Raw genomic sequence first — 23,452 nt, 5'->3', positions numbered from 1 at the left:
CACAAGGACAATATCATGCTTAAAAAATCACTCATCACCTGCGCCATTGCAATGGCGCTAGGTTATGGTACTGCAGCTTTCGCAGCACAGCCTGATAGTAAGAATACGCAAGATACTATTCAAAGCGACTTTATGGCTGGTGCACAACAAAACCGTGTAGAAATCACACAAAACTCTACAGCGGGTGCCACTATTGGCAACGAAGTTAACTTATTGCAAAGTGGTGAAACCAATGGAGCACAAACCAGCGTAACTGGTGATGCTAACCAAATTGCAGCAGAGCAAAAAGGTAATAACAATGTTCAGCTCACTCAAGTTAACGGGCAAAGTAATCATATAACCAATTACCAAACAGGTAACGATGCTGCCACAAAAATTGAACTAACGGGCGACGCTAATATGTTGTCGTTTGCGCAAAGCGGCGATGCGGGCCAAGGTGGGATTGGTAATCAAATAAGGCTAAAGGCACAAGGCGATGATAATATCGTCAATGTGACTCAAAGCGCGGGCGGACATTGGGCATTTATTGATGACTTAGAAGGTCACAATAATGAAATCACAATTGATCAGCACGGCGAATGGCACGAAGTAAAACTTAATGAAATCATTGGCGAAGACAATGAATTTGAAATTAAGCAAGAGGGTTATTGGAATGTAGTCGAAGTTAATGAGTTAACGGGGAACGACAACGACCTAGAAATAAAACAAGAAGGTGACCGCAATAACTTTCAAATTGATTTATTAAATGGCGATGACAACAACCTCAACACGCAGCAGTTTGGCAACACAAACTCAATTGAGTTTGCTGTTATCGAAGGTGAAGAAAATACATTAATCGTTCAACAACGTGGCGATGACAATGACTTTACCAGCGGTATGATTTTAGGTGCCGACAATACCCTCAATGCACAACAATCTGGCGAACTAAATGAGCTAGAAGTTGACATTGTAGGGGATGATAACACCTTTAACTCAACACAAACAGGCGATCAAAACAAAGCGTATATGGGCACAATTGGTGATAATAACCAATTTACCAATATCCAGCTCGGTGATAATAATGACAGTCACATTGCCAACTTTAATGGCTCAGACAACACCTTTGCAATTAACCAAATTGGAGACACCAACAAAGCACAAATACAAACGTCTTACCCTGATACTGCTTTAGCAACAACAGGTAACTCAATATCTGCTACCCAAGATGGTAATGAAAATGGTGTGAGTGTAACTTTGAGCAGCGAAGTGGCTAGTCAAAATAACACCATTGATTTGATGCAAGACGGTAATCTAAATGCTATCGACTTGATGATAGAAGGCTCTAACAACAGCGTTGATATTGCCCAAACGGGTGACATGAACATGGTTGTCGGCCTTAACCAAGGAGCTTTTGAAATAGCTGGTAACGACTTAAGCTTTAATGTTGTGCAAGACGGCACTGGTAACTTAGTTGAAGGCAGCATGTCTCAGCTAAACGGTGATGTATCTGTGACCCAACTCGGTGATTACAACACGACTACAATCGTACAGCAGTAATTTAATATATAACCAATTAAAAGTGGTGCCTCAGGGCACCTTTTTATTCCTAGGTACAACGAATGTCAATAGAGTGCATTAGCAAATTAATACCTGAGCGCTTTAGTCTCTTCATCAAGTCAATACGTGTATTCGTCACGACCGTGATTATGTGTTCGTTTTTGCTTATGAGCACAATGAGTAAATCAGCCGACATTGGTGGCTTTTTATTAGATCAAAGCATTAGTCGCTCTGGACATGAGTTTTACCGCCAGTTGAGTGTCCTTTGGCAAGATATTCCTTCAACAGCAGGCGCGACTGTGACTATCAAGGAAACGTTAATACCCAAAGCTGGAACAATTTTAACCGTAGAACTAAATAATCAGATGGTCTACACCACCTACTTAGGCCGACGTTTAAAACCCATTGACGACCAAGTAGAACAAGCGGCACTTATTTTAATTAAAGTACTTGCTAGTAATAACTTCAGCAAGTTTAGTGATGACTTATCAAGCAGTGGTCTATAACTATGAAAAAATACCTACTCTTTATGTTGGCTATAAGCCAAAGTAGCTACGCCAGTGAGCTAGTCTACACACCTATCAACCCTAGTTTCGGCGGAAGTCCGCTCAATGCTAGTATGCTAATGAATAAAGCTCAGGCACAAAACAAACACAAAGCGCATACAGAGCCAAAAAGTTATGCTGAAAAAATGCAGGAGTCACTGGAGCGATCCTATATCAATAGAATTGTACGTGAAGTAACTGATTTAGCATTTGGTGAAAGTTCTGACGAAAACGTTTTTGGTCAGGATTCAACATTTATCAGCGGGGACCATCAAATTAGAATGCTAACCAGTAATCCCGATAGTATTACAATAGAGATTACGAACCTTATCTCTGGGGAAGTGACCACAATAGAGATCCCGAGGTTTGCTAATGCGCTTCCATAAAATACAATATATTAGTTTATTTTTCATAGCCTTAATTTCAAGCGGTTGCTCTCATATCGCAAATACCCTACCGCCAGAAATAACTAAAGCGCAAACATTAGCACCAACAGATACCTATGAGGATCTCAAGTCATTACCAAAACCGATGGGCAGCATTCCTGTTTCCGTTTACTCATTTCGCGATCAAACTGGCCAATACAAACCAATTGCCAACGTTAGTTCATTTTCTACTGCGGTGACACAAGGTGCCTCTGCGATACTGGTGCAAGCACTCAGTGAAACGCCATGGTTTGTCCCCGTTGAACGTGAAGGTTTGCAAAATATTCTCACGGAGAGAAAAATCATCCGTGCAGCGCAAGACAGTAATGGCAATGAAAGTGATAAACTCCCGCCACTTAAAACGGCTAAAATTATTCTCGAAGGCGGTATTATTAGTTACGACTCAAACACTAAAACCGGAGGTTTGGGTGCTGAATACTTTGGCATTGGCTTATCTGAGCTATATCGAGAGGATGTGATTTCTATCTATATGCGAGCAGTAGATGTACGCACAGGTGTTGTGTTGACCTCCGTTGCAACAACAAAAACCGTGTTAAGCTTTGAAGTACGAGCTGGTTTTTTTAGATATGTCAGCTACAAACGACTTGCTGAAGTTGAAGGGGGTTATACTAATAACGAGCCTATGCATATCTGTGTAAAGCAAGCTATCGAAAAAGCATTAGTAGATCTTATCCATAGCGGCATAGATAAAGGCATTTGGTCTGCCCGCCCCCTTACTCAGAATAAGACCGAGTCAACGCATCAGGAAAAAATTGTCTCGCCCAGTTAAGCAACTCTATACGGTTTCTTGATTTAGTTTTTCGAAAAGCGCTATAGAGATGAGTTTTTACAGTATGATCGCTAATATGTAATCGATTAGCGATCTCTTTGTTTTGCGCCCCTTCAGCAATTAACTTAACGATAGTTTTCTCACGTTTAGTTAAGTTAAAGGTGCCATCTTCAAGTTGCGGTGCCGGCGATGGACTGCTGAAGATAGCATGTTCTATTAATAGCTCAGAAAAAGTGCTACTGATAATGCTGCGTCGAAACCAAAGCTCACCTTCTTTCATCGCTTTGATGCCTTTTAGTTTTATATCCGGCTCATCTTTGGCATAAATAACCCCTTTAACGCCCGCTAACAACGCTCGGCGTTCATCAACCAGACCTTCCGAGGCGTTAAATAAGATAAGTGACTTTCTTTTAGCTAGTACTGCCATATCAAAAGAATATACTTCTTCACATGAAAAGCCGGTTAAGTCTACAAAAACCATTTGCTCAATGGGAAGCTCCATCAGTGTTTTGTCGCATTGAAGTACATTGGCAGTTATATTTAAAAGTTTAAGTAAACTTCTAATGCTATCAAGGTTTTCATCCGATCTACATACAGCAGTTCGGGTTACTATCGTCGCTTTACAATTTACTTTGCCCATATTCGTTCCTACTATACTGAGTGGCATATTAAACCTATGCCTATGCTGTTCCCGTGTATCTTCAAGCTACACAAAATCCACTTATATGTAAATATTATGTTTTATAACCAATTGAATCATATTTTATAAAAAAACAATAAAATCATTTACATCATGAATTTAGAAAAAAAAAGACAATAAAAATTTTGAACTTTTTTTTAACAAACCATACATAAATTATTATTCTTTAAACATCGGCTCCTAAAACTAATAAATTTTTATTAAAGTAAACTCTCTCACGGCCGATTTAACTAAAGTATGAGTGGATGATTACGATATTCTTTTTGTCGTGATAAACATTACACAGCAAATTGGTGTATGTGGTTATAATGAAAAAATGTAGGCTAAATAAGTATGGGGATTGAGTTTAATGTGATCATATTAAATATGATCGTGCTTAGTATTGCGTATGGGCTTATTTATCCTTATTGCGCCAACACACTGAAAAAAATATCATTGCAAGATGCGATAGCTGCGAGTGTATCTTTATCCGTTGTCGGGTCAGTTTTTTATCACAGTGACGCACGCTTTAGCTTTATATTTACTGATATGAATTGGTTTTGGTTTACACTGGTCACCTTTATTGCTCTCGAAGTTCCACTATTTATCTGGTACGCCAAGCGTTACCACTTACCTTTTCCTAGTCGCTAATAAATGCCAAACATGTCATTCGACATTTATTAAATGGTTAGGGTCGATGTTTTATAGCCCAAAGGTGCAATAACTCATATGCAATGGTCGCAGCCATAATTGCTGTTAACTCACTTTGATCGTATGCTGGTGAAACTTCAACAACGTCCATACCTATGATATTAACCCCTGGTAGAGCACGTAAAATCTTTAATACTTTGTCGCTACTTAACCCTCCACACACCGGCGTGCCAGTACCTGGCGCAAAAGCGGGGTCTAAACAGTCAATATCAAACGTTACATATACAGGTAAATCCCCCACTCGTGATTTAATCAGTTGCGCTATTTGAGTCGCGCTTAAATCATTTGCTTGCATCGCATCAATAACATCAAAATCATGATTATCTTGATTGTACTCGGTACGTATACCAATTTGCACTGAATGCTCTGCGCTTATTAGGCCTTCTTTTGGTGCATGATAAAACATGGTGCCATGATCATAGCGTGAGCCCTGACTATAAGTATCAGTATGTGCATCAAAATGAACCAATGCCATTTGCCCATAGACTTTATGATGCGCTCGCAACAGTGGTAAAGTTACAAAGTGATCTCCACCTAACCCCAACAACGCTTTACCTTGTTGTATTATTTGCTGCACTGCCAGTTCAAGCTGAGCGGTAAAATATTCAGGATCACCTACAGGATAAGTAAAATCCCCCGCATCAGACACACTCAGTTTATCCCACAATGAAAAATTCCAAGGGTATTTCCTCGACTCCCATGCTAAATGTACTGAGGCTCGACGAATCGCATCAGGCCCGAGGCGCGCTCCCGGACGACCCGATGTTGCTAAATCAAATGGTAACCCTAGTACCACAACATCGGTGTTAATATTGGTCATATCACGCACCATCGGCTGGCGTAAAAATGTCATGCCATTTGAATATAAAGAATGATCGGTATGATCAAATAGCTGGCTCATAAGTTACACACCTTCTAAATAAGTATACCCATCAAGCCCGTGCTCAAGCTCAGCAAGATAAATAGTTTGCTCATGTTTAGGTAATTTGCTTTTTACCAACTTCGCAAAGTTAGCTTTAAACTGTGCGACATCTAAGTGCACATACCTCATCATATCAGCAACACTATCACCAACATCTACTTCGCCTAAGTGTAACAAACCATCATTGTCTAGTGTTGCAACGACCGTATGCGTATCTCCAAATAAGTTGTGCATATCACCCAGTATCTCTTGGTAGGCACCCACTAGAAAAAAGCCAAGTAAGAAGGGCTGGCTAGCATGGTACTCAGGCACTGGTAATGTACTTTCAATACCTTGTCCATCTACATAATGTTCGATAGCACCGTCAGAGTCACACGTTATATCCAATAGTACTGCACGCTTTTTAGGCAGGATATTTAAACCGCTTAATGGCAATACAGGAAAAACCTGCTCAATACCCCATGCATCCGGCAAAGATTGAAATAATGAAAAGTTAACAAAAAACTTGTCAGCTAACTTAGCACTGAGTTCATCTATGATTGGACGATGAAAACGATTTTTGTTATCCATACGCATATTAAGTTCATAACATACTCTGAGGTTAACTTGCTCAGCCCACGCTCGCTGCTCTAAGTTCAATAGCCCCATAGCAAATTGATCATGAGCTTGGGTTAGATCACTTTGTGTATCATGATAAATTTCAATCAAAGCACGGTCATCACGCTGTCCATTCAGCGCCTGCCATGATGTCCACATATTATGTAACAAATGAGGGGCGTCTTGAACTGGCGCAACCATCACTTCAGGCTGATAACTCTCTGTATCAATCACATCAGTGATCAGTACCGCATGATGTGCCGTAAGCGCACGTCCTGATTCAGAGATAATCTTTGGCATCGGTTGCTGGTACTGTTTACATGTATCACCTATGGTATGCACGATGTTATTGGCATATTCCGCCAAACTATAATTCATCGAGTTATGTGATTGGCTTCGAGTTCCATCGTAATCAACTGCAAGCCCACCACCCACATCTAAGCATTGTAACTTGGCACCCAAACGGCGCAATTCACAATAAAAGCGTGCAGCTTCGCCCACACCAACCCTTACATCTCTAATATTGGCCATTTGCGAGCCAAGGTGAAAATGCACTAATTGTAATGCACTTAACAACTTAGCCTGCGCTAGCTGATTTATCACCGTCAATACTTGAGACGCAGATAAACCAAACTTAGACTTTTCTCCACCACTAGCTTGCCACTTGCCTTTACCTTGGGAAGCTAATCTAACGCGCAGCCCTAAACGTGGTGTTACGTTCATCGCTTTGGCTTGCGCCATAACAATATCTAACTCTGAGCGTTTTTCTAAAACAATATAAACTTGGTGACCAAGCTTCTCACCTAGCAGCGCTAAACGCACATATTCTTTATCTTTATAACCATTACACACGATAACTGCGGAAGTTTGTTCACTCATGGCAAGCACAGTTAATAGCTCAGCCTTACTACCAGCCTCTAAGCCTAATTGTTTTTTTGATGCTTTGGCTTGGCTCGCTATAAGTCCTTCAACAACCTCACGTTGTTGATTAACTTTAATTGGATATACCAACAAGTAGTCTTCAGGATATTGATAATTCGCAATTGCTTGGTTAAATGCATCACAAATACTATGTACACGCTGGCTTAAAATTTGAGGAAAACGTATCAAAGCCGGTAAAGTATACCCTTGCGACTGAATCTGCTGAGCGATGCTTTCTAAAGTCACGGCATGCTCTGGCTGCGCCAGTTTAGGCATTGCGGTAACCGCTCCTTGCTCATTAATGCCAAAGAAACCTTGGCTCCAGTGGCGCACGTTATAACAATCACGCACGTGTTCAGAAGAAATATCTTTGGTCATTAACGTTCCTTAAAAGGTAAAGTATTCGATACTTATTTTTGCGCATTAAAATAAATTCACGCTCGTATGTCTAACGAAATATTTCACTCGTCTAGAGCAATAAAATCACTCATTAACAACAAAAATTGCGCACGAAAAAGGCACCTTTCGGTGCCTTGGTTTTCATTAACTTTATTTTACAGAAACATCAAATTACTCTGACTTATCAATCAAAGTGATTGGAATTAGTTAAATCTCAGCATGATGCAATAAGCTATCAACAATTTCACTAAATGAATTTGCAGACTTCACTTGATTTAGTGAAGACCCCGTCATACGACTAATATCAATCAAATCAAAATAGCCACATATCTGCTGTGGAGTTTGACTGACCACCAGCAAATGTTCGTGACCGGCCATTTCCATACTTTCTACTATGTCTCCAACACGCGCACTCCCCACGGCAAGTTCATTCACACTATTTAAAGACGATAAGGGAGTCATGACATCAGATACCGTCATATCTGCACGAGGAATGCCTTTTTTAGCTGATATTTTAAGTACATAGCTACTAGATAGCCTCGCTTTTGAAATGAGACCCAGCATATTATTATGTGCATCTACAACAAAGCTGATACGCATATGCGTTTGCTGCATAATTAATAAAGCATCATCTAACACAGTATTGCTATCAATGAGCTGTGGTGGTACTTGAGCAAAGCCATGCATCACTTCACGAGCTGGGCTATCAAGGGAAATTATTACGCTATTATTAAGCGTAATATCAAAATGAGTATCTATGGCAAGCGCTTGGCTGCCAATTGTTTGGTATTTAGACATAAGAACACCTTTATATAAGCTGACGAAAAAAAGTTTTTTTTATATGCTTATACGGTAGGTGGGGCGCGAATGCTTAATTGTAGGTATTGTGATACGCGAGGAGACTTTGCACCTTGCTCAACACAAGAAGTACTAGCCGTCTCTAACTGATAGTTTACGGATCCAACTATCAGTTCTTGAGGGTCGTGGTCAATTGGGTCTGAATCTATAAAAACACTTTGTTGCTGTTCGTAGTGATTTTCAACTTTTGCATAACTCATCGGCGCGTTGATCACAGATAGGAACAACACACACAAACAAGATATGACAAACCACTGACTAAAACGCATTCAGACTCCAAAATAAGTTAGGCAAAAACTACCAGTGCCTAACTTTAGTGTATGGGCATGATTTAAAATTATCAAGTGTAAAGTTACAACTCTGCCGCACCGCCATTGACGCGACTCACTAATAGCTGCTCTACTCTCACTCCTTTAATATCGATTGCTTCAAACTTAAACCCATTACAAATAATATGGTCAGCTCGCTTTGGCAGACGCTTTAACCGATAAATTAAAAAACCAGCAACGGTTTCATACTGATTAGCCTCTGGCGGTTCTTGCCAATCAATAACACGGCATAAATCAACTATGGGTGTAGCACCATCTACTAACCAAGATTCATTATCACGTTGCACGATTTGCTCTTCGTCATAAAACGTAACTAAGTCTCCCATAAAACTGCTCATTAAATCTTTGATAGTGACAAGCCCAACAGTCAAGGCATATTCATTTACCACCACAGCAAATTGTTCACTTGCTGATTTAAACGCATTTAGAGCTTCGGATAAGGTCAGCGTTTCTGGCAAATAAAAAATTTCTTTTTCAATTATTTGCTCGTTTAAATGAATGGCTTCGCCACGCAGCAATTGTTTGAGTATTTGTTTGGTATCAACAAATCCAATCAGCTTATCTAAATGGCCATCACATACCAAAAACTGGTTATGAGGATTGCCTAATATTTTTTGACTTATAACGCTACTATCATCGTCAATATCTAAAAATACGATTGACTCACGTGTTGTCATTGCCATAGGCAAAGTACGACACTCTAACTCTAAGACATTACCAATTAGCTGATACTCTTGTGCTTGCAAAGAACCACTTTTTGCACCCGCATCCATCATTGCCACAATTTCTTCTGTGGTAACTTCATCTTTGCGCTCTGTTGGCAAGCCAAATAGCTTTAACAGTAGATTTGTAACACCATTAAAAAACAGTACCATAGGCTTAAATGCAATCGTAACTGCATTCATCAGCCCAACCACTCGAACCCCAACCGCTTCAGGCATGATCATGGCGATACGCTTAGGCAGTAAATCTGCAAATAAAATAAACAACGAGGTGATAATTACAAATGAGATAACAAAGCTCACTTGCCCAAGTAAAGGCCCTTGATAAAACAAGCTAATGTAGTAGCTTACCGATTCAGTAATGGCTTGCTCACCCAAAATTCCACCCAAAATTGCGATGGCATTTAAAGCGATTTGGATCATGGCAAAAAACGCCCCTGGTTGCGCTTGCAGTTTGAGCACTTGCTCCGCACCATGATGCCCTTCATCCATCATTATTTTTAGCTTAATTTTTCGCGCAGCTGCAATCGAAATCTCAGACATAGCAAACAAAGCACTAATCAAAATTAAACACACAATCCCAAGCAACTCGGCCACTTATCGGTTCTCCAGTAAAAATTGGTTACTACTTTATGAATTAGTCAAAAAGCGAGCAATTGTATCTCAACCACCGGACTTAGCAACACATATAAATCAAACTAAATCATAAGGTTAAAATATATTTTTTAAAAAATTTATGCTAGATTGAAAAATAGATGGGCAATCAGCAATAGTTTGTTACGTATTTTGGTTTATACGCAGGTTTAGCCCAGCGTATACTGTGGTAAAAATTTAACGTATTAATTTGGGGTTTGTGGTGCAGTTAACGCAAGGTATAGAGTATTTTCTCTCTGGTTTTTCTCTGATCACTCAAAAAGGATTAAAACGCTTTGTTTTTATTCCATTACTGATCAACATTCTACTATTTGGTAGCTCATTATTCTTTTTATATGATTGGTTAATCCAAGGGTTTGATTATTTAAATAACCTTTTACCTAGCTGGCTAAGTTGGTTGGAGTGGTTAATGTGGCCCATTGCTATCATGGTGATTTTGTTTAGCTATAGCATGGTGTTTACGGTAATCACCAATTTTATCGCGGCACCATTCAATGGCTTATTAAGTGAAAAAGTAGAGCTTCACTTAACAGGCCAAAAAATTAATGATGATTCTTTGGCTGACTTACTCAAAGATGTGCCTCGTATGCTAGGCCGAGAATGGACTAAATTATGTTATTACCTACCCAGAGCGCTCGGCTTTTTTATTTTGCTATGGATTTTACCGCTTGTGGGCCAAATACTGTGGGTCATGTTCACTTGCTGGATGTACACCGTGCAATATAACGACTACCCTTTTGATAATCATAAGATTCATTTCAAGCAAATGAAAGATGATTTAAAAAGCAAGCAAGGGTTATCTTACGGGTTTGGTTTTGCGGTATTTGTGCTAACTTCTATTCCAATTGTAAACCTAATCGTTATGCCAGTCGCTGTATGTGGCGCTACACGCTTGTGGGTAGACAACTATCGTACAAATTATCGTTAATCCAATTGATAAACAATCATTAGAGCTAGTGTTCTAACACTCGCTCTAATGTGTTACTTGTCATAGTGTTATCATTTTTCCTTCACGTAACTTAATTAACATTTGTTTTCCTTATAAAAACAGATGATGTACTAACATGAAGTATAAAATATTACTCTCTATGACGACCTTGTTCGCTTTAAGCGGCTGTGGTGATGACACTAAAATAAAAGAAGTAACCAAAGAGGTGGTGGTTGAAAAACCAGTCACCATCATTGAAAAGGTTGAAGTACCCGTAATTGTCGAAGTACCTAAAGGTAGCGCTAACGATGTGCAACTGGGTACACGCGTACAGTTTTTAGTTAACCAACTCCCACAAAGCGAACTAAAAACAAAACTACAAGCCTGTCAGGATGGTCCCTTTTATAAAACCGACTTTTCAATTGGTCACCGTGGTGCACCAATGCAATACCCAGAACATACCAAAGAGTCTTACATAGCTGCAGCTAAAATGGGTGCGGGCATTTTAGAGTGCGATGTAACTTTTACAAAAGACAAAGAATTAGTTTGTCGCCACTCACAATGCGACTTGCATACAACGACTAATATTTTGGCCATTGAAGAGTTAGCTGCTAAGTGCTCGCAACCGTTCACTCCAGCAGATGCTGCTAGCGGCACACCTGCTAGTGCACAATGCTGTACCTCAGACATCACTCTCGCTGAATTTAGGCAGTTAAAAGGTAAAATGGATGGTGCAAACCCTAATGCAACAACCGTAGGAGAATACCTTAAAGGTACTGCTGATTGGCGTACGGACTTATATTCAACTCAAGGTACTTTGCTTACCCACACAGAGAGTATCGCGCTATTTAAATCACTGAATGTAAAAATGACTCCGGAGTTAAAATCTGCCAGTGTAGATATGCCTTATGAGGGAATGAGCCAAGCTATGTATGCACAGAAAATGATTGATGAGTACAAGGCGGCGGGTGTTGCAGCCAAAGACGTTTTTGCCCAATCATTTAACCTAGACGATGTAAAATATTGGGTAAACAACGAAGCTGACTTTGGTGCTCAAGCGGTTTACTTAGATGATCGATACGATGTTGCAGGCTTTAACCCAAATAACCCTGACACATGGCAACCAACCATGGCTGAGCTTAGCAATGATGGTGTAAAAATCATTGCTCCACCACTTTGGATGTTAGTCACCTTAGATAATGATAAAAACATCGTACCTTCTGAATATGCTAAGGCAGCAAAAGCCGCTGGACTTGATATTATAACGTGGACACTAGAGCGTTCAGGTCCACTTACAACAGGGGGGGGCTGGTATTATCAGTCTATTTCTGATGCCATTGATAACGATGCTGACGCACTCGTTTTACTCGATGTACTTGCTAAACAAGTCGGCGTAATCGGTGTATTTAGTGACTGGCCAGCAACAACCACATTCTATGCCAGCTGCATGGGCATGACACCAAGTATATAAGTTTTATGTGAAGGGCCATTGCGCCCTTTTTCAAAGCAAATTTTTATAAAGAGTTATTTGATCTGTAAACGCAGCTGCTCATAGCGCCCCGATGCTTTTAGCTGTTGTAACCCGAAATTAAAACTACTTCTCAGTGCCTCATTGCGAAACCCAACATAAAACCACAGTGGGTTATTAACTGCAGGCAACAGTGCTTTTCCCCAATTTTCAGGAGAATATTGATATCTACCCTCTTTAAGGTGGGCTAAATGCCAGTTTAATAACGTATCATCAATTAAAATGACTTCACACTGACCTGACAACCAATCAATCACTTGTTCTTGTTGCTTTGAATACTCACTGTAATCTTCTTTATCTTTAAAAGCTTTATCCAAAACAAGGTGCTCTGCGGCATTTTGCCACGCGCACACACTATATTTTAACAGCTCGCTCATTGAGCTGAGCTTAAACTCAGAGTGACGATTATGGATAGCATAATTACTGTACGAAATAAATGGCATTGAGTAGTACATGTGCTTATCGCTATTTTGAACTTCAACCGCAATGTCTACCTTACCCTTTGCCAGTAACCTAACCATACGTTTATTCGAGACAAAAATGGGGTGATACTGCCAATTCAAAGTTTTAGCAATCGTGTCAAACAACTCAACACTAATACCTGATTGTGAAGATTCATTGACATAGGGTGGGCGACTTTGACCAAACGCAACCGTTAATGGCTCATTCGCAAAAGCTACATGGCTCATCACAGTCGCTAAAAAAGGAAATAAATAAACGAATTTAACTAAAGCATAATAAGAAGAAATAACTAACCCAACCTTATTTGTACTGTTGTTTGTAATTTTAGCACAAACCACATAAATCAATATGTTCACAAATAATCTGATAGATATCATCGATGTATAATTGCAAACCTGTTAAATATATCGCCTTTCGTTGCTGCTCGGCTCTAGAGCGTGTTGATCTTTGCTGTGTGTTTTTGCAGCAGGCATTCGGGTGCCTTCCCAATGCAGAACCTGCGCGCATAGTTATTCTATGTAAGTCAGGTAATAACGTAGAAGAATGCCCGATTGTCACTGCCCAAAGGATTCAACCAAAGGCTTAACTGCGTTGTCATGGGCTATTAACATAGATCACTATGCAACATAGCCACTCCTAACATTGAAAGCCTTTGATTTAAAAAAGTTCATACCTCAAAATTCAACACGCCCTAGCGATACAATAGTAAAAATATGACGCATAGCTCACTTAAGGTCATATGCCATATTTCACCCTAAATATTGCTCCAATACCGCCTTTAACTTGTCCATTGCAATTGGCTTCGTGATAAAATTATCCATCCCATGGGCTATAGCTTTATCAAAGTCTTCTGACATTGCGTTTGCTGACAAACCACAAATGGGCGTCTCTAATTTGAGCTCATTCCGAATAAAGAGCGTGGCACTAAAACCATCCATTACTGGCATTTGCACATCCATAAATATCAAATCATACGCATAAGGTGTATTACTCAGCTTATCAACAGCTTGACGCCCATCTTCAGCGATATCTGTTTCTAACCCTAATGAGCTAAGAAGTTTCTCAGCAACCATTTGATTCACCGCATTGTCTTCTACTAATAACACACGACCTTGTAAGTTCAATGTTATTTCAGATTCAGCTAAAGCTTGCTCACCACCACTGTCATATTTAAACAGTTTGCATATTTGGCTGTAAAAAGTACCGTAAGTGAATGGCATTTCTAACACCAGAATATCTTTAGAAATTCCAACTCGTGTAAGCAACACTGAATCTCGTTTATCTAGCACAACGCATAAATCTACATTGTCACGCTGCAATAACGCAATATCAGATATCGTTAGTTGCTGAGACATTTCATGATCTAACAGCAATAACATGCAGCAACTTTTGTCTTGCTGTTTTTTTTCACTTAGCTCTTTAATGTTAAGGTAATTAATTACACATTTATTCGCCTTTAAATAGCTTGCTAAAATCTGCGTAGTCTTGTTTGAACGATTACAGGTCAAAATTGAAATCGCGAATGGTTGGCCCTCAGGTAATTTATGCTGAGCACGCTCCGTTGCATGCTTTAAGCGAAGAAATACAGAAAATGTAGAACCTTTATCTTTTTGTGAATGCACGCTCACACTTCCGTTCATCAACTCACATAGCTGCTTCACAATAGCCAATCCTAGCCCCGTTCCACCAAACCGTCTGCTGGTCGAGACGTCCGCCTGAGAAAATTGCTCAAACACATCGTTTTGATGTTCCTGTGTCATACCAATTCCGGTATCTTCCACATCTATATTTAAGATGATCTCTCCAGTGGCGCTATCATTTACCGATATACGCAGCTCTACGCCTCCCAAGGCCGTAAACTTAATGGCGTTATTGCATAGGTTTAAAATTATCTGAGTTATCCTAACCTCATCTCCAACTAAATGTGTTAACCCAACAGGGCTTATACACCGAAAATATAAGTTTTTTTCCGCCGCCCGTAAGCTCACCGAGGCTAATACATTGTCAAGCATTTTACCCAGTGCAAACTCTTTTTCTTCTATATCAAGTTTACCCGCTTCAATCTTTGAAAAATCTAAAATATCGTTAATTACGGCCAATAATACACCACTTGAGTAACTAATTTTATCAATGCACTCTTGTTGTTCCGCAGCCAAATTTGAGCCTTTTAGCAATTCAACTAAACCAATAATGCCGTTCATTGGCGTTCGTATCTCATGGCTCATATTCGCTAAAAACAAGCTTTTTGATACCGTAGCTTGCTCAGCTTCATTACGTTTGACTTCTAGTTCTTTATTTAGCTCTTTTTGTTCAATCACTAGCTCTTTTGTACGTTCTAACAAGTCATTTGTTTGCAGATTTTTATTATGAAATACACTGGCCGCCACAGACAGCTGGCCAATTTCATCTTCTCGTTTTAGATATGGAATATGCTCAACATGTAAATTATTGCTTAAGCGTTTAAATAGCGCAGTAAGCGATCTAATAGGACTAATTACTCTTATTATTAAAAACGCTGCATAAATCACTACCAGCACTATGCTCAGTAAAATAAATAGCTCACTACGTGCTTGCAAAGAACTAGTCACTTCTTTCGCTTTAACTAACTTTGCCTGCATACCTTGCTCTTCATAAACCCTAAGCCTCGAAGATAAGTGTAATATTTCATTGGCTGTGCCCGGTAAAACAACATTGGTTAAATATAAGTACCCTCTTATGGTTTGGTGAAGCCTTCTAAAAGACATGCTAATAGCGTTGAATTGACTAGCAATGGGACGTTTTGCAAACTGTGCTCGAATAGTTGACATATGTTGGTTAAACTCTTTCACATGCGCTGCATTTTGTGTCATTAAATAAGCTAATACAGCGTTGTGTGCTTTGGTCAGCTGCAAAGAAGCAGCAGTCTTACCCTCAACACCTTGTTCATTATTTATGTCTTTTTGCGCAGCATTGATTAAAACTAATAGGTCATTTTGATACAATGCTTGGCGCTTTTCTCGACCGTTAACCGCCACAAGTAAGTTTTCTTTATAGTCAGTCAAATGGTTTTGCATTCGCGTTACCATATCAACGGCTTCTTCACTGCGATATGACGCTTGGTTTATTTCTGCTAAGGCAGCCTGTATTTTCTCAATTAGCTCATTACTGCGATTTATTGCAGCAACACTCGCAGACTGTTTATAAATTAGAACGTTGCGCTGTAAGTCAATAACAGACGACTCAAGCAAATACCCTGTTTCTGCCAACTGTGCCGCACTGGCTATTTCATCATCACGTTGCTCAAGTAATTGATAACTCACATTCGTTAAATAAGCCGATGTTAAAATTAAAGCACCTATACAAAGCAGGCCTAAGCTAAGTTGAAATGTTAAGGAGCGATAAAAACTCATGCACTTCTCCTAGCTAATAAACTCATACCATTTTTGTAAGCTATAGTCATAACTAGGCATAACAGTGTTCCACACTGCCACATTACTAAAACGTTTAAGATAGCTGCCACCTGTGCGCACTTCTGCTTTTTTAACCGACAGTTTTCCATCCGTACCCGTTAAATTATGTGCTGCAGGTAGACCTTCATACCAATAGTCCCACTCAGCTTTTGACAAAAAGTTTTTTGCGCGCTGAGGATTAGATATGTAATAGCCTTGCCTGGCGATAAATGCTCCAGGCCAGCCTGATAACCACCAGTTCATATAATCATAAGCAGCATCTTTCACTGACCCTTGAGTCGCAGAAGACAAGCACATAACCCCATGCCATCCTCTATAACCCTCTTTCGGCGCAGCATAAATAACGGGGACATTTTGGCCGTTAAGAGCAGAAACTGCTGGTGAGAACATGCTTTCTATGACCACGCGATTACTTTTCATAAAATCAACAGATTCAGGAACCGATGTCCAAAAGCCACTGAAGTGGCCCTGCTGCTTGAATTCGCTCAATATTTTAAAAAGTTGATCGAGCTCACTATTAGTGATGTTGCCTATGTTTGAAAAACGCATCAAACCCTGCGCTTGCGCTGCCAATGCTAAGTCAAACAAACCAATTGTAGGTGCGTTCACCACTGCCACTTTACCTCTGTACTGCTGTTCAAGAAGCCACCCCCAACTTTCTGTTTCATAAGGTACGCCCGGTTTAATTACCTGCGTGTTGTAGCCAAATGAATCTACGTTGTGTACATAGGGTAAATAGCTAATAAAATCACTCTGCGCATCAGAGAGTGTTAAGTCCTCTTGCACATGAAGTAATTTATAGGGAGCATCACCGGCACCAATACCAGCACTGGGTTGAATACGTCCAGTTTTAGTTAATGCGTTGATTTCATCCCAGTATGTAAGGCGCTTTTTTTCGATAGGCTGTATTGAACCTGAATACCACAACACATTAATACTATTTGACCATTGCTCATACAAATCAAATGACTCTGGTGCCATTGCTGCTTTTTGTAATACTGCTGCACTACCTCTGGGTTCAAATTCTAAATTTATCCCTAAATCTTTTTGAGCTTGCTCTTTGAGCGCAGGTTGCAAAGTCACATGCGTACCCAGTACCCTTACAGTGTATGTTTTTTTAGCAAAAACATAAGGCGCTTTAAAGCCCAGTGCTGCGCATACGCCTATACCTGCCGCTTGTTTAAGTAACTTCCGTTTGCCTTGATCAATGCCATAACGCAAAGGTTTGCCTGTCATAATATGTCCTTAAAAAACGCATTTTTTTAACGCATTCTCATTCACTTTCTCCAAGTATAGGTGACACAAAGATATTTGACAGAACCCCATACAAACAAGTGCCCGTTAAAAAATAAGGCGCTACAACAAGAACTACTCAGTTAAATTGATATTTCTAGCCTTTTTTGAGTAAATTGGTAGATGGCAACAATCAATAGTGTGCATATCATCATTGGCATAGCTGCAATATTTAATGCTTGCCAGCCTATTTCCGACTCTAACCAACCCGCCGCTAAAGAGGAAATAGCAACCATACTAAATACCAAAAACTCATTGCTCGCTTGAGCTTTACCACGCTCATGATCTTGATATGTTTCGCTGACCATATGAGTCGCTGCAATAAACATAAAATTCCAACCAATTCCCAATAAAGACAAAGCCAACAAAAAATGCCAGTGAGTTACACCTAACAAATTAACGACGCAGCACCCGAGTACCACTAACGCCCCTGAAGCCATCACAGTTGACTGCCCAAATCGGGCGATGAGCTTGCCTGTAAAAAAAGAGGGAACAAACATGCCAAGCACATGCCATTCAATCACTAATGCCGATGCACTTAAATCAAAGCCATGACGGTGCATTGCTAACGGGGTTGCGGTCATCAAAAGGTTCATGGTGGTGTAACTGGTCATTGCCACTAGCACCGCAGTAATAAACTTAGGTTGGGCAATTATTTGCTTAAGAGGGCGTGGAGTAAGTTGTTTTATTGTATGATTTATTTCATTAAAAGTAACCAGTTGCAATAAGCACAAAGCCACACAATATAATGCTGATAATGCGATAAATACATTGGCATAGTTTATAGACGCAAAATGTGCATTCACCCAAACCGCAATATTTGGCCCTAATATAGCGGCTACAACCCCACTTGCCATTACTGTTGCAATCGCAGTAGCTGGGTTATCACTGGCTTCAATAGCAGCAAACCGATATAAAGTCGCAAAGCCAATACCAATACCAATCAAAAAAGTCGCTAAGCTAAACAGCCAAAAATCACTTGCAGTTAACGACCAAAAGCCTAAAAGTGTGCCACTAATGCCAATCAAATTACCAAAAGAAAACCCCACCTTTCGGCCAACTTTTGCCATAATTAACGATGCTGGAATCGTGGTCAATAGTAAACCTATCATTTGAGTTGCAACAGGAAAGGTCGTGAACCCTGCACTTGGGCTAAGAGCTTGTCCTACTAGCGCCGCTATTGTAACCAGTAAAATATTTCCTGTGGTGATCAACCCCTGACAAGTCGCCAGCAACAATACATTTTTATTCATACTACTTCCGTTGTTTTTGCTGACTTATCAGACCAGTATTGTAAAATTAATTTTGCTCAGCTCTTAAAAACACTGGCTCATTGGCTTTGCTGGTCGCCTCTTCACTAAAGTAATACCCAGCTACATCAAATTGCTTTAAAGACTCAAGTGACGATACTTGTTGCTCCATAATATATCGAGCCATCATGCCACGGGCTTTTTTGGCATAAAAGCTAATGACTTTGTATTGGCCATTTTTGCAGTCTTTAAAAATAGGCGTGATAATGTCTGCATTTAATACTTTTTTATCCACCGCTTTAAAATATTCATTTGAGGCTAAATTAACCAACTGAGTTGTATTAGCTTGCGCTACCGTTTCGTTGAGCTTTTGCGCTATGATTGAGCCCCAAAATTCATACAGATTTTTGCCTCGACTGTTTTCTAATTTGGTGCCCATTTCTAATCGATACGCTTGCATTAAATCAAGTGGCTTTAGTACACCGTAGAGGCCCGATAAAATTCGTAAATGCTGCTGTGTGTACTCAAGTGCTTTATCACTTAAAGTGGTTGCCTCAAGTCCTGTGTAGACATCACCATTAAAAGCCAATACAGCCTGTTTAGCATTACCTGTGGTAAAAGGCTGCGACCACTCACTAAAGCGTGCCACATTTAACCCTGCCAATTTGTCACTTATTTTCATCAAACTAGCAACTTGTTGAGAAGACAATGTACGACACACTGTCATTAATTCTTCACTGTGTTCTAGCAATTCAGGTTGCGAATACGTTGATACATTAGCGGGAGTTTCAAAATCCAAGTTTTTTGCAGGTGAGATTACCGTGATCATAGCGCGCCTATTGACTTAAAATATGTTTAGTGTCAATTTCAACACTATCCTTTGTTTACTTCAAGTACAGAATAACCCTTGAATTTATAAGGGGTAACTACAATTTAATCAAAGTACTTCTTGCGTTGCAGTCCATTAGCACCTAACAAGCATGTTATCCGAGTAAATACGGACAATTGACCTATTAAAGGTCGTCATGGTACTGCAACATAGTAATACTAAAATTTTTAATAATTTTTGCTGCAAAATAGGAATGAGGAATACCCATGACATCAGCACTAGATAGGCTAAAACAACACTCTTCGATTGTTGCTGACACAGGCGACATAGAAGCCATTCGCAAACACCAACCTGAAGATGCGACAACAAACCCGTCACTCCTTCTAAAAGCAAGCGAAATGCCTGCATATCAAGCCTATCTGCAACGCGCTTGGGATTATGCTAAAAGTGTTGAAACGGATGAAAACAAGCAGCTAGAACTGGCTTGTGACTATTTTGCAGTACTGATTGGCAAAGAGATTGCGGATATTGTACCTGGTTATATTTCGACCGAAGTAGATGCTCGATTGTCGTTCGATACGCAAGCGATGATTGCAAAAGCAAAAACGTTGCTATCGCTGTACCAAAAAGAAGGTGTTAGCCAAGATAAAATCCTCATTAAGATTGCTTCAACGTGGGAAGGTATCAAAGCTGCAGAGCAATTAGAGCAAGAAGGCATTAAGTGTAATCTAACGTTATTGTTCAGCCAAGCACAAGCAAGAGCCTGCGCCGATGCCAAGGTATTTTTAATTTCGCCTTTTGTGGGCAGAATTTTAGACTGGCACGTTGCTAATGGCCTTGAAAAACCAACTGACCCATTAAACGACCCAGGCGTACAGTCAGTGCGTACTATTTACGAATTTTATAAACGTCACGATTATAAAACCGTAGTAATGGGTGCAAGTTTTCGTAACACCGGTGAGATCATTGCACTCACAGGCTGTGACAAACTCACCATTAGCCCTGGACTACTTGAAGAGCTTGGTCAGTTAACTGATGCGCAAGAGTATCTATTAGACAATGACTACCCAGTAGAGGCAAAGCCTGCACCATTAAGCGAAGCACAATTTCGTTGGTTACACAATGAAGATGCCATGGCAACCGAAAAACTAGCTGAAGGTATTCGCGCATTTGCTAAAGCGCAAGAAGAGTTAGAAGCACGCTTTAAAGCCCTATAAGCCTCTACCTAAATCACATCCCTATTAACGCCGCTTTTTGCGGCGTTTTTTATTTCACCTCCTTTTATTGATTGTAATCAAACTGTCACTTATCTCTAACCTAACCGACACATTATTGTTTTATTTTCACACTCGTTATGGTATACCAAAGTTGCTTGCAGCGCGGTTTTATGTGCGAGAGCGTTATTGAGGTTAATAATCAATAGGAGAAATTCATGGATAGCCTAGACGATATTATTGCAGTATTAGAAGGTCCTGAAACAACAAAGCGAACCTCTCAAAAAAAGCAAAAACGAAAGTGGCGTGAAATTGAAGCGCTAAAAGATAAACAGCGTCTTCGTAAAGAACTACAGGAACTGGATTACTTCGCAGACAACTTAGATTTAGATGATTTAGATTTTATCTAACCCGCCTAACTCATATAAATTAAAAAAGGCTCCGAGGAGCCTTTTTTATGAGTGCTTATTTATGTTTAAGGCGTTGGATGCTATGCCCATAGAAGTTATCATCTTCAAAGAAAAATTGACGTAAAAACAAACTGTATTCATCGTTTTTATCAAGCAACTTATAATTACTAAACACAAATGAGCTATTATTTGAAGCCTGCCTACATGTTTCAAAATCCGTAGCATCAGGGCAATAGCCCTCAAGGACGGTGATACTGCCATCGCTTTCCCAGCGTACAAAGTCGCGCTGTTCACCAACTTCGCTCCCTCTAGACCTAATTGCATAGTCTTGCTCCAACTGAATCGAAAACATAAAATCAAATTCATTGTAATAATCATTATCATAATAAGTAAGCTGATATGTACCAAAATAGTCCTCTTGCGAGTAATGCTCTTTAACTTCACTGAACAACGAAAGTCTCTCATAATATATATTGTCATACCTTTTGACTGAAGATATTCCTATTTTTCCACTGGGCATTTTATAAAACCGATGATGTGTCACTTCAGCATTTCTTGTTAGTTTAAGCTCATTATTTTCTAAAATATATTGATATTCAGCAACTTGTTCATTGAAAGGCTCAATGTTACGTCTGTATGCTTTGATTGTTTGCTCATCAAACGCTTGAAAAGTAGAGCCATAATAAACCCCATAAGGCTCTTCACCTGAGTTGCTCTCATACCAAAGCCTTAACCCCGTATATGTATTGCCTAATGTTAACTCTGGCGCACTAACTCGCTCCAACGGTTTAATACGTTTGACAATGGAGTCAAAGAATGGAGATTGTTGCAAAAAAGCTTCTAGCTCAGGAGTTGAGTAATCTTCTTCGGTTTCCTCTGCAATAGAGACTGTATGTTCAGTTGTGTAGAACAGGTGCCCTTTGAACATACCAAGTATCTGAGCTTTAACATCAGCCTGTAAAAAAACCCATCCATAGTTTAGTGTGCCAGAACTCATATGGCCACTATAAAATGTATAACCCGGAGAAGCACTTGTGAACACACCTGTTTGACCATCATATTTCCCCAAGATACCTGTGGATCCATACTCAATTCTATTAACATCCATTGATGAATCTAACTCATTCATATTCAGTGAAAATAGTTTTATTGTAGTGTCTGAGCTTACTGGATCGTAACTATAGTCATTGCTTTCAACATCAGTCGTATAATGAAGCTCTTCTGGCGGTTGCATACGATGTAGAGTGTAACTATAAACTTGCTCAGATTGAGTCATTACAACACGCAGCTTGTTTATGCTCTTAGCTACAGCTTGGAGTTTAATATCCTCATGACTATAATTGTACGAATCACCTCTGGTGCGAACGCTCGCCGATATCACAACACCATCGGCAAAGTCATAACGCAAGAAGCCTCGCTGCTCCGAAAAAAGCAGTGAGCCTGTATTTTGCTTATCAAACGTAAATGCTAAATCTTGCTCATCGCTATACCAACCACCCAAAATATCGTCTTGAGTGACATCTATAAATGACCACTTATCTGGGTTATCTTGCACATCAACAGTAAAATCATGTGCTGTTGTCGATTTACCATCAGACACTGACACCGTTAGGTCATATGTCGCAATATCTAAAAAGTCAGGCGTGGCAACAAACTTAATAGCGCCACTTTCTTTAGAGGCACTTAACCATTGTGGCTTATTATCAATACTAAATGAGATCTCATCATTTTCATTATCAACCACAGACAGCTCAAAAGACATTTCATCTAATGCCTTTACTTCAACTTGACTTGCACCCGATATCTGAGGTGCAGTATTTTGCTCAACTATTTCTTTATCCGATGAGCCACCACCGCAACTTGCTAGAAGCAGTAAAAGGGGAAGTAATATTCCGACTTTCAACATTTTGCTTTTCCGTTCCAAAAATTAGAACAAGCGAGTATACCGATTATAATCCCTATTTTCTATATAACCTTAGAGCATCATTCATTAGTATTTTA

The 23,452-nt window shown here is 39.8% G+C and carries 21 protein-coding genes; 9 read left to right on the top strand and 12 right to left on the bottom strand.

The annotated features are described in order from the left end of the window. The first annotated feature begins 15 nt into the window (after positions 1–15). From OCI93_RS02040 to OCI93_RS02025, 4 genes are all read left to right on the top strand, one after another. A complete protein-coding gene (locus tag OCI93_RS02040; protein ID WP_261591731.1) occupies positions 16–1,536 on the top strand; it encodes a curlin in 1,521 nt (506 codons plus the stop codon). 176 nt (positions 1,537–1,712) lie between these two features. Further along, entirely contained in the window at positions 1,713–2,042 is a 330-nt protein-coding gene (locus OCI93_RS02035) for a curli production assembly/transport protein CsgE (protein ID WP_261591730.1), read from the top strand. 2 nt (positions 2,043–2,044) lie between these two features. Next, positions 2,045–2,467 (top strand): curli assembly protein CsgF, encoded by a 423-nt coding sequence (locus OCI93_RS02030; protein ID WP_261591729.1) that lies wholly within the window; start codon positions 2,045–2,047, stop codon positions 2,465–2,467. After that, positions 2,454–3,296, top strand: coding sequence for a CsgG/HfaB family protein (locus OCI93_RS02025; protein WP_261591728.1), 843 nt, complete (start codon positions 2,454–2,456; stop codon positions 3,294–3,296). Before OCI93_RS02030 ends, OCI93_RS02025 begins: the two co-directional genes overlap by 14 nt. Here the strand turns inward: OCI93_RS02025 and OCI93_RS02020 are convergent. Continuing rightward, complete coding sequence (locus tag OCI93_RS02020) at positions 3,241–3,936, bottom strand: helix-turn-helix transcriptional regulator (protein ID WP_261591727.1); 696 nt, start codon at positions 3,934–3,936, stop codon at positions 3,241–3,243. The two genes, OCI93_RS02025 and OCI93_RS02020, sit on opposite strands and share 56 nt — an antisense overlap. Before the next feature lie 393 nt (positions 3,937–4,329). Between OCI93_RS02020 and OCI93_RS02015 the strand changes: the two genes are divergently transcribed. Next, a complete protein-coding gene (locus tag OCI93_RS02015) occupies positions 4,330–4,626 on the top strand; it encodes a hypothetical protein (RefSeq protein WP_261591726.1) in 297 nt (98 codons plus the stop codon). A 37-nt stretch (positions 4,627–4,663) separates the two neighbouring features. Here the strand turns inward: OCI93_RS02015 and speB are convergent, their stop codons facing one another. The 5 genes from speB to paeA all read right to left on the bottom strand — a co-directional run bounded on the left by speB (position 4,664) and on the right by paeA (position 10,031). Then, positions 4,664–5,587 carry an agmatinase gene (gene speB, locus OCI93_RS02010; RefSeq protein WP_261625650.1) on the bottom strand — a complete coding sequence of 308 codons (924 nt, stop codon included), beginning with the start codon at positions 5,585–5,587 and terminating at the stop codon, positions 4,664–4,666. 3 nt (positions 5,588–5,590) lie between these two features. After that, entirely contained in the window at positions 5,591–7,504 is a 1,914-nt protein-coding gene (gene speA / locus OCI93_RS02005) for a biosynthetic arginine decarboxylase (protein WP_261625649.1), read from the bottom strand. 228 nt (positions 7,505–7,732) lie between these two features. Further along, positions 7,733–8,323 (bottom strand): CBS domain-containing protein, encoded by a 591-nt coding sequence (locus tag OCI93_RS02000; RefSeq protein WP_261591723.1) that lies wholly within the window; start codon positions 8,321–8,323, stop codon positions 7,733–7,735. Between the two features lie 47 nt (positions 8,324–8,370). Then, positions 8,371–8,652 carry a hypothetical protein gene (locus OCI93_RS01995; RefSeq protein WP_261591722.1) on the bottom strand — a complete coding sequence of 94 codons (282 nt, stop codon included), beginning with the start codon at positions 8,650–8,652 and terminating at the stop codon, positions 8,371–8,373. Positions 8,653–8,735: 83 nt separating this feature from the next. Next, positions 8,736–10,031, bottom strand: a complete 1,296-nt coding sequence (gene paeA, locus OCI93_RS01990) for a polyamine export protein PaeA (protein ID WP_261625648.1) — start codon at positions 10,029–10,031, stop codon at positions 8,736–8,738. A gap of 259 nt (positions 10,032–10,290) precedes the next feature. Here paeA and cysZ point away from each other — a divergent pair, with 259 nt between their 5' ends. Both cysZ and OCI93_RS01980 read left to right on the top strand, forming a co-directional pair. Continuing rightward, positions 10,291–11,016 carry a sulfate transporter CysZ gene (cysZ, locus tag OCI93_RS01985; protein WP_261625647.1) on the top strand — a complete coding sequence of 242 codons (726 nt, stop codon included), beginning with the start codon at positions 10,291–10,293 and terminating at the stop codon, positions 11,014–11,016. Positions 11,017–11,152: 136 nt separating this feature from the next. Further along, positions 11,153–12,487, top strand: a complete 1,335-nt coding sequence (locus OCI93_RS01980) for a glycerophosphodiester phosphodiesterase family protein (protein WP_261591719.1) — start codon at positions 11,153–11,155, stop codon at positions 12,485–12,487. A gap of 53 nt (positions 12,488–12,540) precedes the next feature. Here OCI93_RS01980 and OCI93_RS01975 read toward each other — a convergent pair whose 3' ends face one another. The 5 genes from OCI93_RS01975 to yaaA form a co-directional block, all read right to left on the bottom strand. Continuing rightward, entirely contained in the window at positions 12,541–13,233 is a 693-nt protein-coding gene (locus OCI93_RS01975; RefSeq protein ID WP_261625646.1) for a substrate-binding periplasmic protein, read from the bottom strand. Positions 13,234–13,755: 522 nt separating this feature from the next. Beyond that, positions 13,756–16,395: an ATP-binding protein gene (locus OCI93_RS01970; RefSeq protein WP_261625645.1), complete on the bottom strand. Its 2,640-nt coding sequence runs from the start codon at positions 16,393–16,395 to the stop codon at positions 13,756–13,758. A 9-nt stretch (positions 16,396–16,404) separates the two neighbouring features. Next, complete coding sequence (locus OCI93_RS01965) at positions 16,405–17,664, bottom strand: ABC transporter substrate-binding protein (protein WP_261591857.1); 1,260 nt, start codon at positions 17,662–17,664, stop codon at positions 16,405–16,407. Positions 17,665–17,831: 167 nt separating this feature from the next. Then, on the bottom strand, positions 17,832–19,001 hold the full coding sequence (locus OCI93_RS01960) for an MFS transporter (protein ID WP_261625644.1): 1,170 nt from the start codon (positions 18,999–19,001) through the stop codon (positions 17,832–17,834). Between the two features lie 46 nt (positions 19,002–19,047). Then, positions 19,048–19,827, bottom strand: a complete 780-nt coding sequence (gene yaaA / locus OCI93_RS01955; RefSeq protein ID WP_261625643.1) for a peroxide stress protein YaaA — start codon at positions 19,825–19,827, stop codon at positions 19,048–19,050. Positions 19,828–20,093: 266 nt separating this feature from the next. On the opposite strand from yaaA, the gene tal reads away from it, so the two are divergent. Beyond that, on the top strand, positions 20,094–21,044 hold the full coding sequence (gene tal, locus OCI93_RS01950; protein WP_261625642.1) for a transaldolase: 951 nt from the start codon (positions 20,094–20,096) through the stop codon (positions 21,042–21,044). 215 nt (positions 21,045–21,259) lie between these two features. Next, positions 21,260–21,451, top strand: a complete 192-nt coding sequence (locus tag OCI93_RS01945; protein ID WP_152085136.1) for a DUF3545 family protein — start codon at positions 21,260–21,262, stop codon at positions 21,449–21,451. Between the two features lie 55 nt (positions 21,452–21,506). Here the strand turns inward: OCI93_RS01945 and OCI93_RS01940 are convergent, their stop codons facing one another. Next, on the bottom strand, positions 21,507–23,357 hold the full coding sequence (locus tag OCI93_RS01940; protein ID WP_261625641.1) for a cadherin repeat domain-containing protein: 1,851 nt from the start codon (positions 23,355–23,357) through the stop codon (positions 21,507–21,509). Positions 23,358–23,452 lie beyond the last annotated feature (95 nt).

It is taken from the genome of Pseudoalteromonas holothuriae, assembly GCF_945859825.1.
Lineage (GTDB): Bacteria > Pseudomonadota > Gammaproteobacteria > Enterobacterales > Alteromonadaceae > Pseudoalteromonas > Pseudoalteromonas holothuriae.
This window is presented reverse-complemented; position numbering and strand designations above follow the sequence as displayed.

What these genes read in the sequence shown, in the direction of transcription:
- OCI93_RS02015 (WP_261591726.1), top strand. Translation starts at nt 4,330, where the DNA reads ATGGGGATTGAGTTTAATGTGATCATATTAAATATGATCGTGCTTAGT.
- OCI93_RS01960 (WP_261625644.1), bottom strand. Translation starts at nt 19,001, where the DNA reads ATGAATAAAAATGTATTGTTGCTGGCGACTTGTCAGGGGTTGATCACC.
- yaaA (WP_261625643.1), bottom strand. Translation starts at nt 19,827, where the DNA reads ATGATCACGGTAATCTCACCTGCAAAAAACTTGGATTTTGAAACTCCC.
- tal (WP_261625642.1), top strand. Translation starts at nt 20,094, where the DNA reads ATGACATCAGCACTAGATAGGCTAAAACAACACTCTTCGATTGTTGCT.
- OCI93_RS02000 (WP_261591723.1), bottom strand. Translation starts at nt 8,323, where the DNA reads ATGTCTAAATACCAAACAATTGGCAGCCAAGCGCTTGCCATAGATACT.
- OCI93_RS01980 (WP_261591719.1), top strand. Translation starts at nt 11,153, where the DNA reads ATGAAGTATAAAATATTACTCTCTATGACGACCTTGTTCGCTTTAAGC.
- OCI93_RS02025 (WP_261591728.1), top strand. Translation starts at nt 2,454, where the DNA reads ATGCGCTTCCATAAAATACAATATATTAGTTTATTTTTCATAGCCTTA.
- speA (WP_261625649.1), bottom strand. Translation starts at nt 7,504, where the DNA reads ATGACCAAAGATATTTCTTCTGAACACGTGCGTGATTGTTATAACGTG.
- OCI93_RS02040 (WP_261591731.1), top strand. Translation starts at nt 16, where the DNA reads ATGCTTAAAAAATCACTCATCACCTGCGCCATTGCAATGGCGCTAGGT.
- OCI93_RS01970 (WP_261625645.1), bottom strand. Translation starts at nt 16,395, where the DNA reads ATGAGTTTTTATCGCTCCTTAACATTTCAACTTAGCTTAGGCCTGCTT.
- OCI93_RS02030 (WP_261591729.1), top strand. Translation starts at nt 2,045, where the DNA reads ATGAAAAAATACCTACTCTTTATGTTGGCTATAAGCCAAAGTAGCTAC.
- OCI93_RS01940 (WP_261625641.1), bottom strand. Translation starts at nt 23,357, where the DNA reads ATGTTGAAAGTCGGAATATTACTTCCCCTTTTACTGCTTCTAGCAAGT.
- speB (WP_261625650.1), bottom strand. Translation starts at nt 5,587, where the DNA reads ATGAGCCAGCTATTTGATCATACCGATCATTCTTTATATTCAAATGGC.
- OCI93_RS01975 (WP_261625646.1), bottom strand. Translation starts at nt 13,233, where the DNA reads ATGAGCCATGTAGCTTTTGCGAATGAGCCATTAACGGTTGCGTTTGGT.
- OCI93_RS01995 (WP_261591722.1), bottom strand. Translation starts at nt 8,652, where the DNA reads ATGCGTTTTAGTCAGTGGTTTGTCATATCTTGTTTGTGTGTGTTGTTC.
- OCI93_RS02035 (WP_261591730.1), top strand. Translation starts at nt 1,713, where the DNA reads ATGAGTAAATCAGCCGACATTGGTGGCTTTTTATTAGATCAAAGCATT.
- OCI93_RS01945 (WP_152085136.1), top strand. Translation starts at nt 21,260, where the DNA reads ATGGATAGCCTAGACGATATTATTGCAGTATTAGAAGGTCCTGAAACA.
- OCI93_RS02020 (WP_261591727.1), bottom strand. Translation starts at nt 3,936, where the DNA reads ATGGGCAAAGTAAATTGTAAAGCGACGATAGTAACCCGAACTGCTGTA.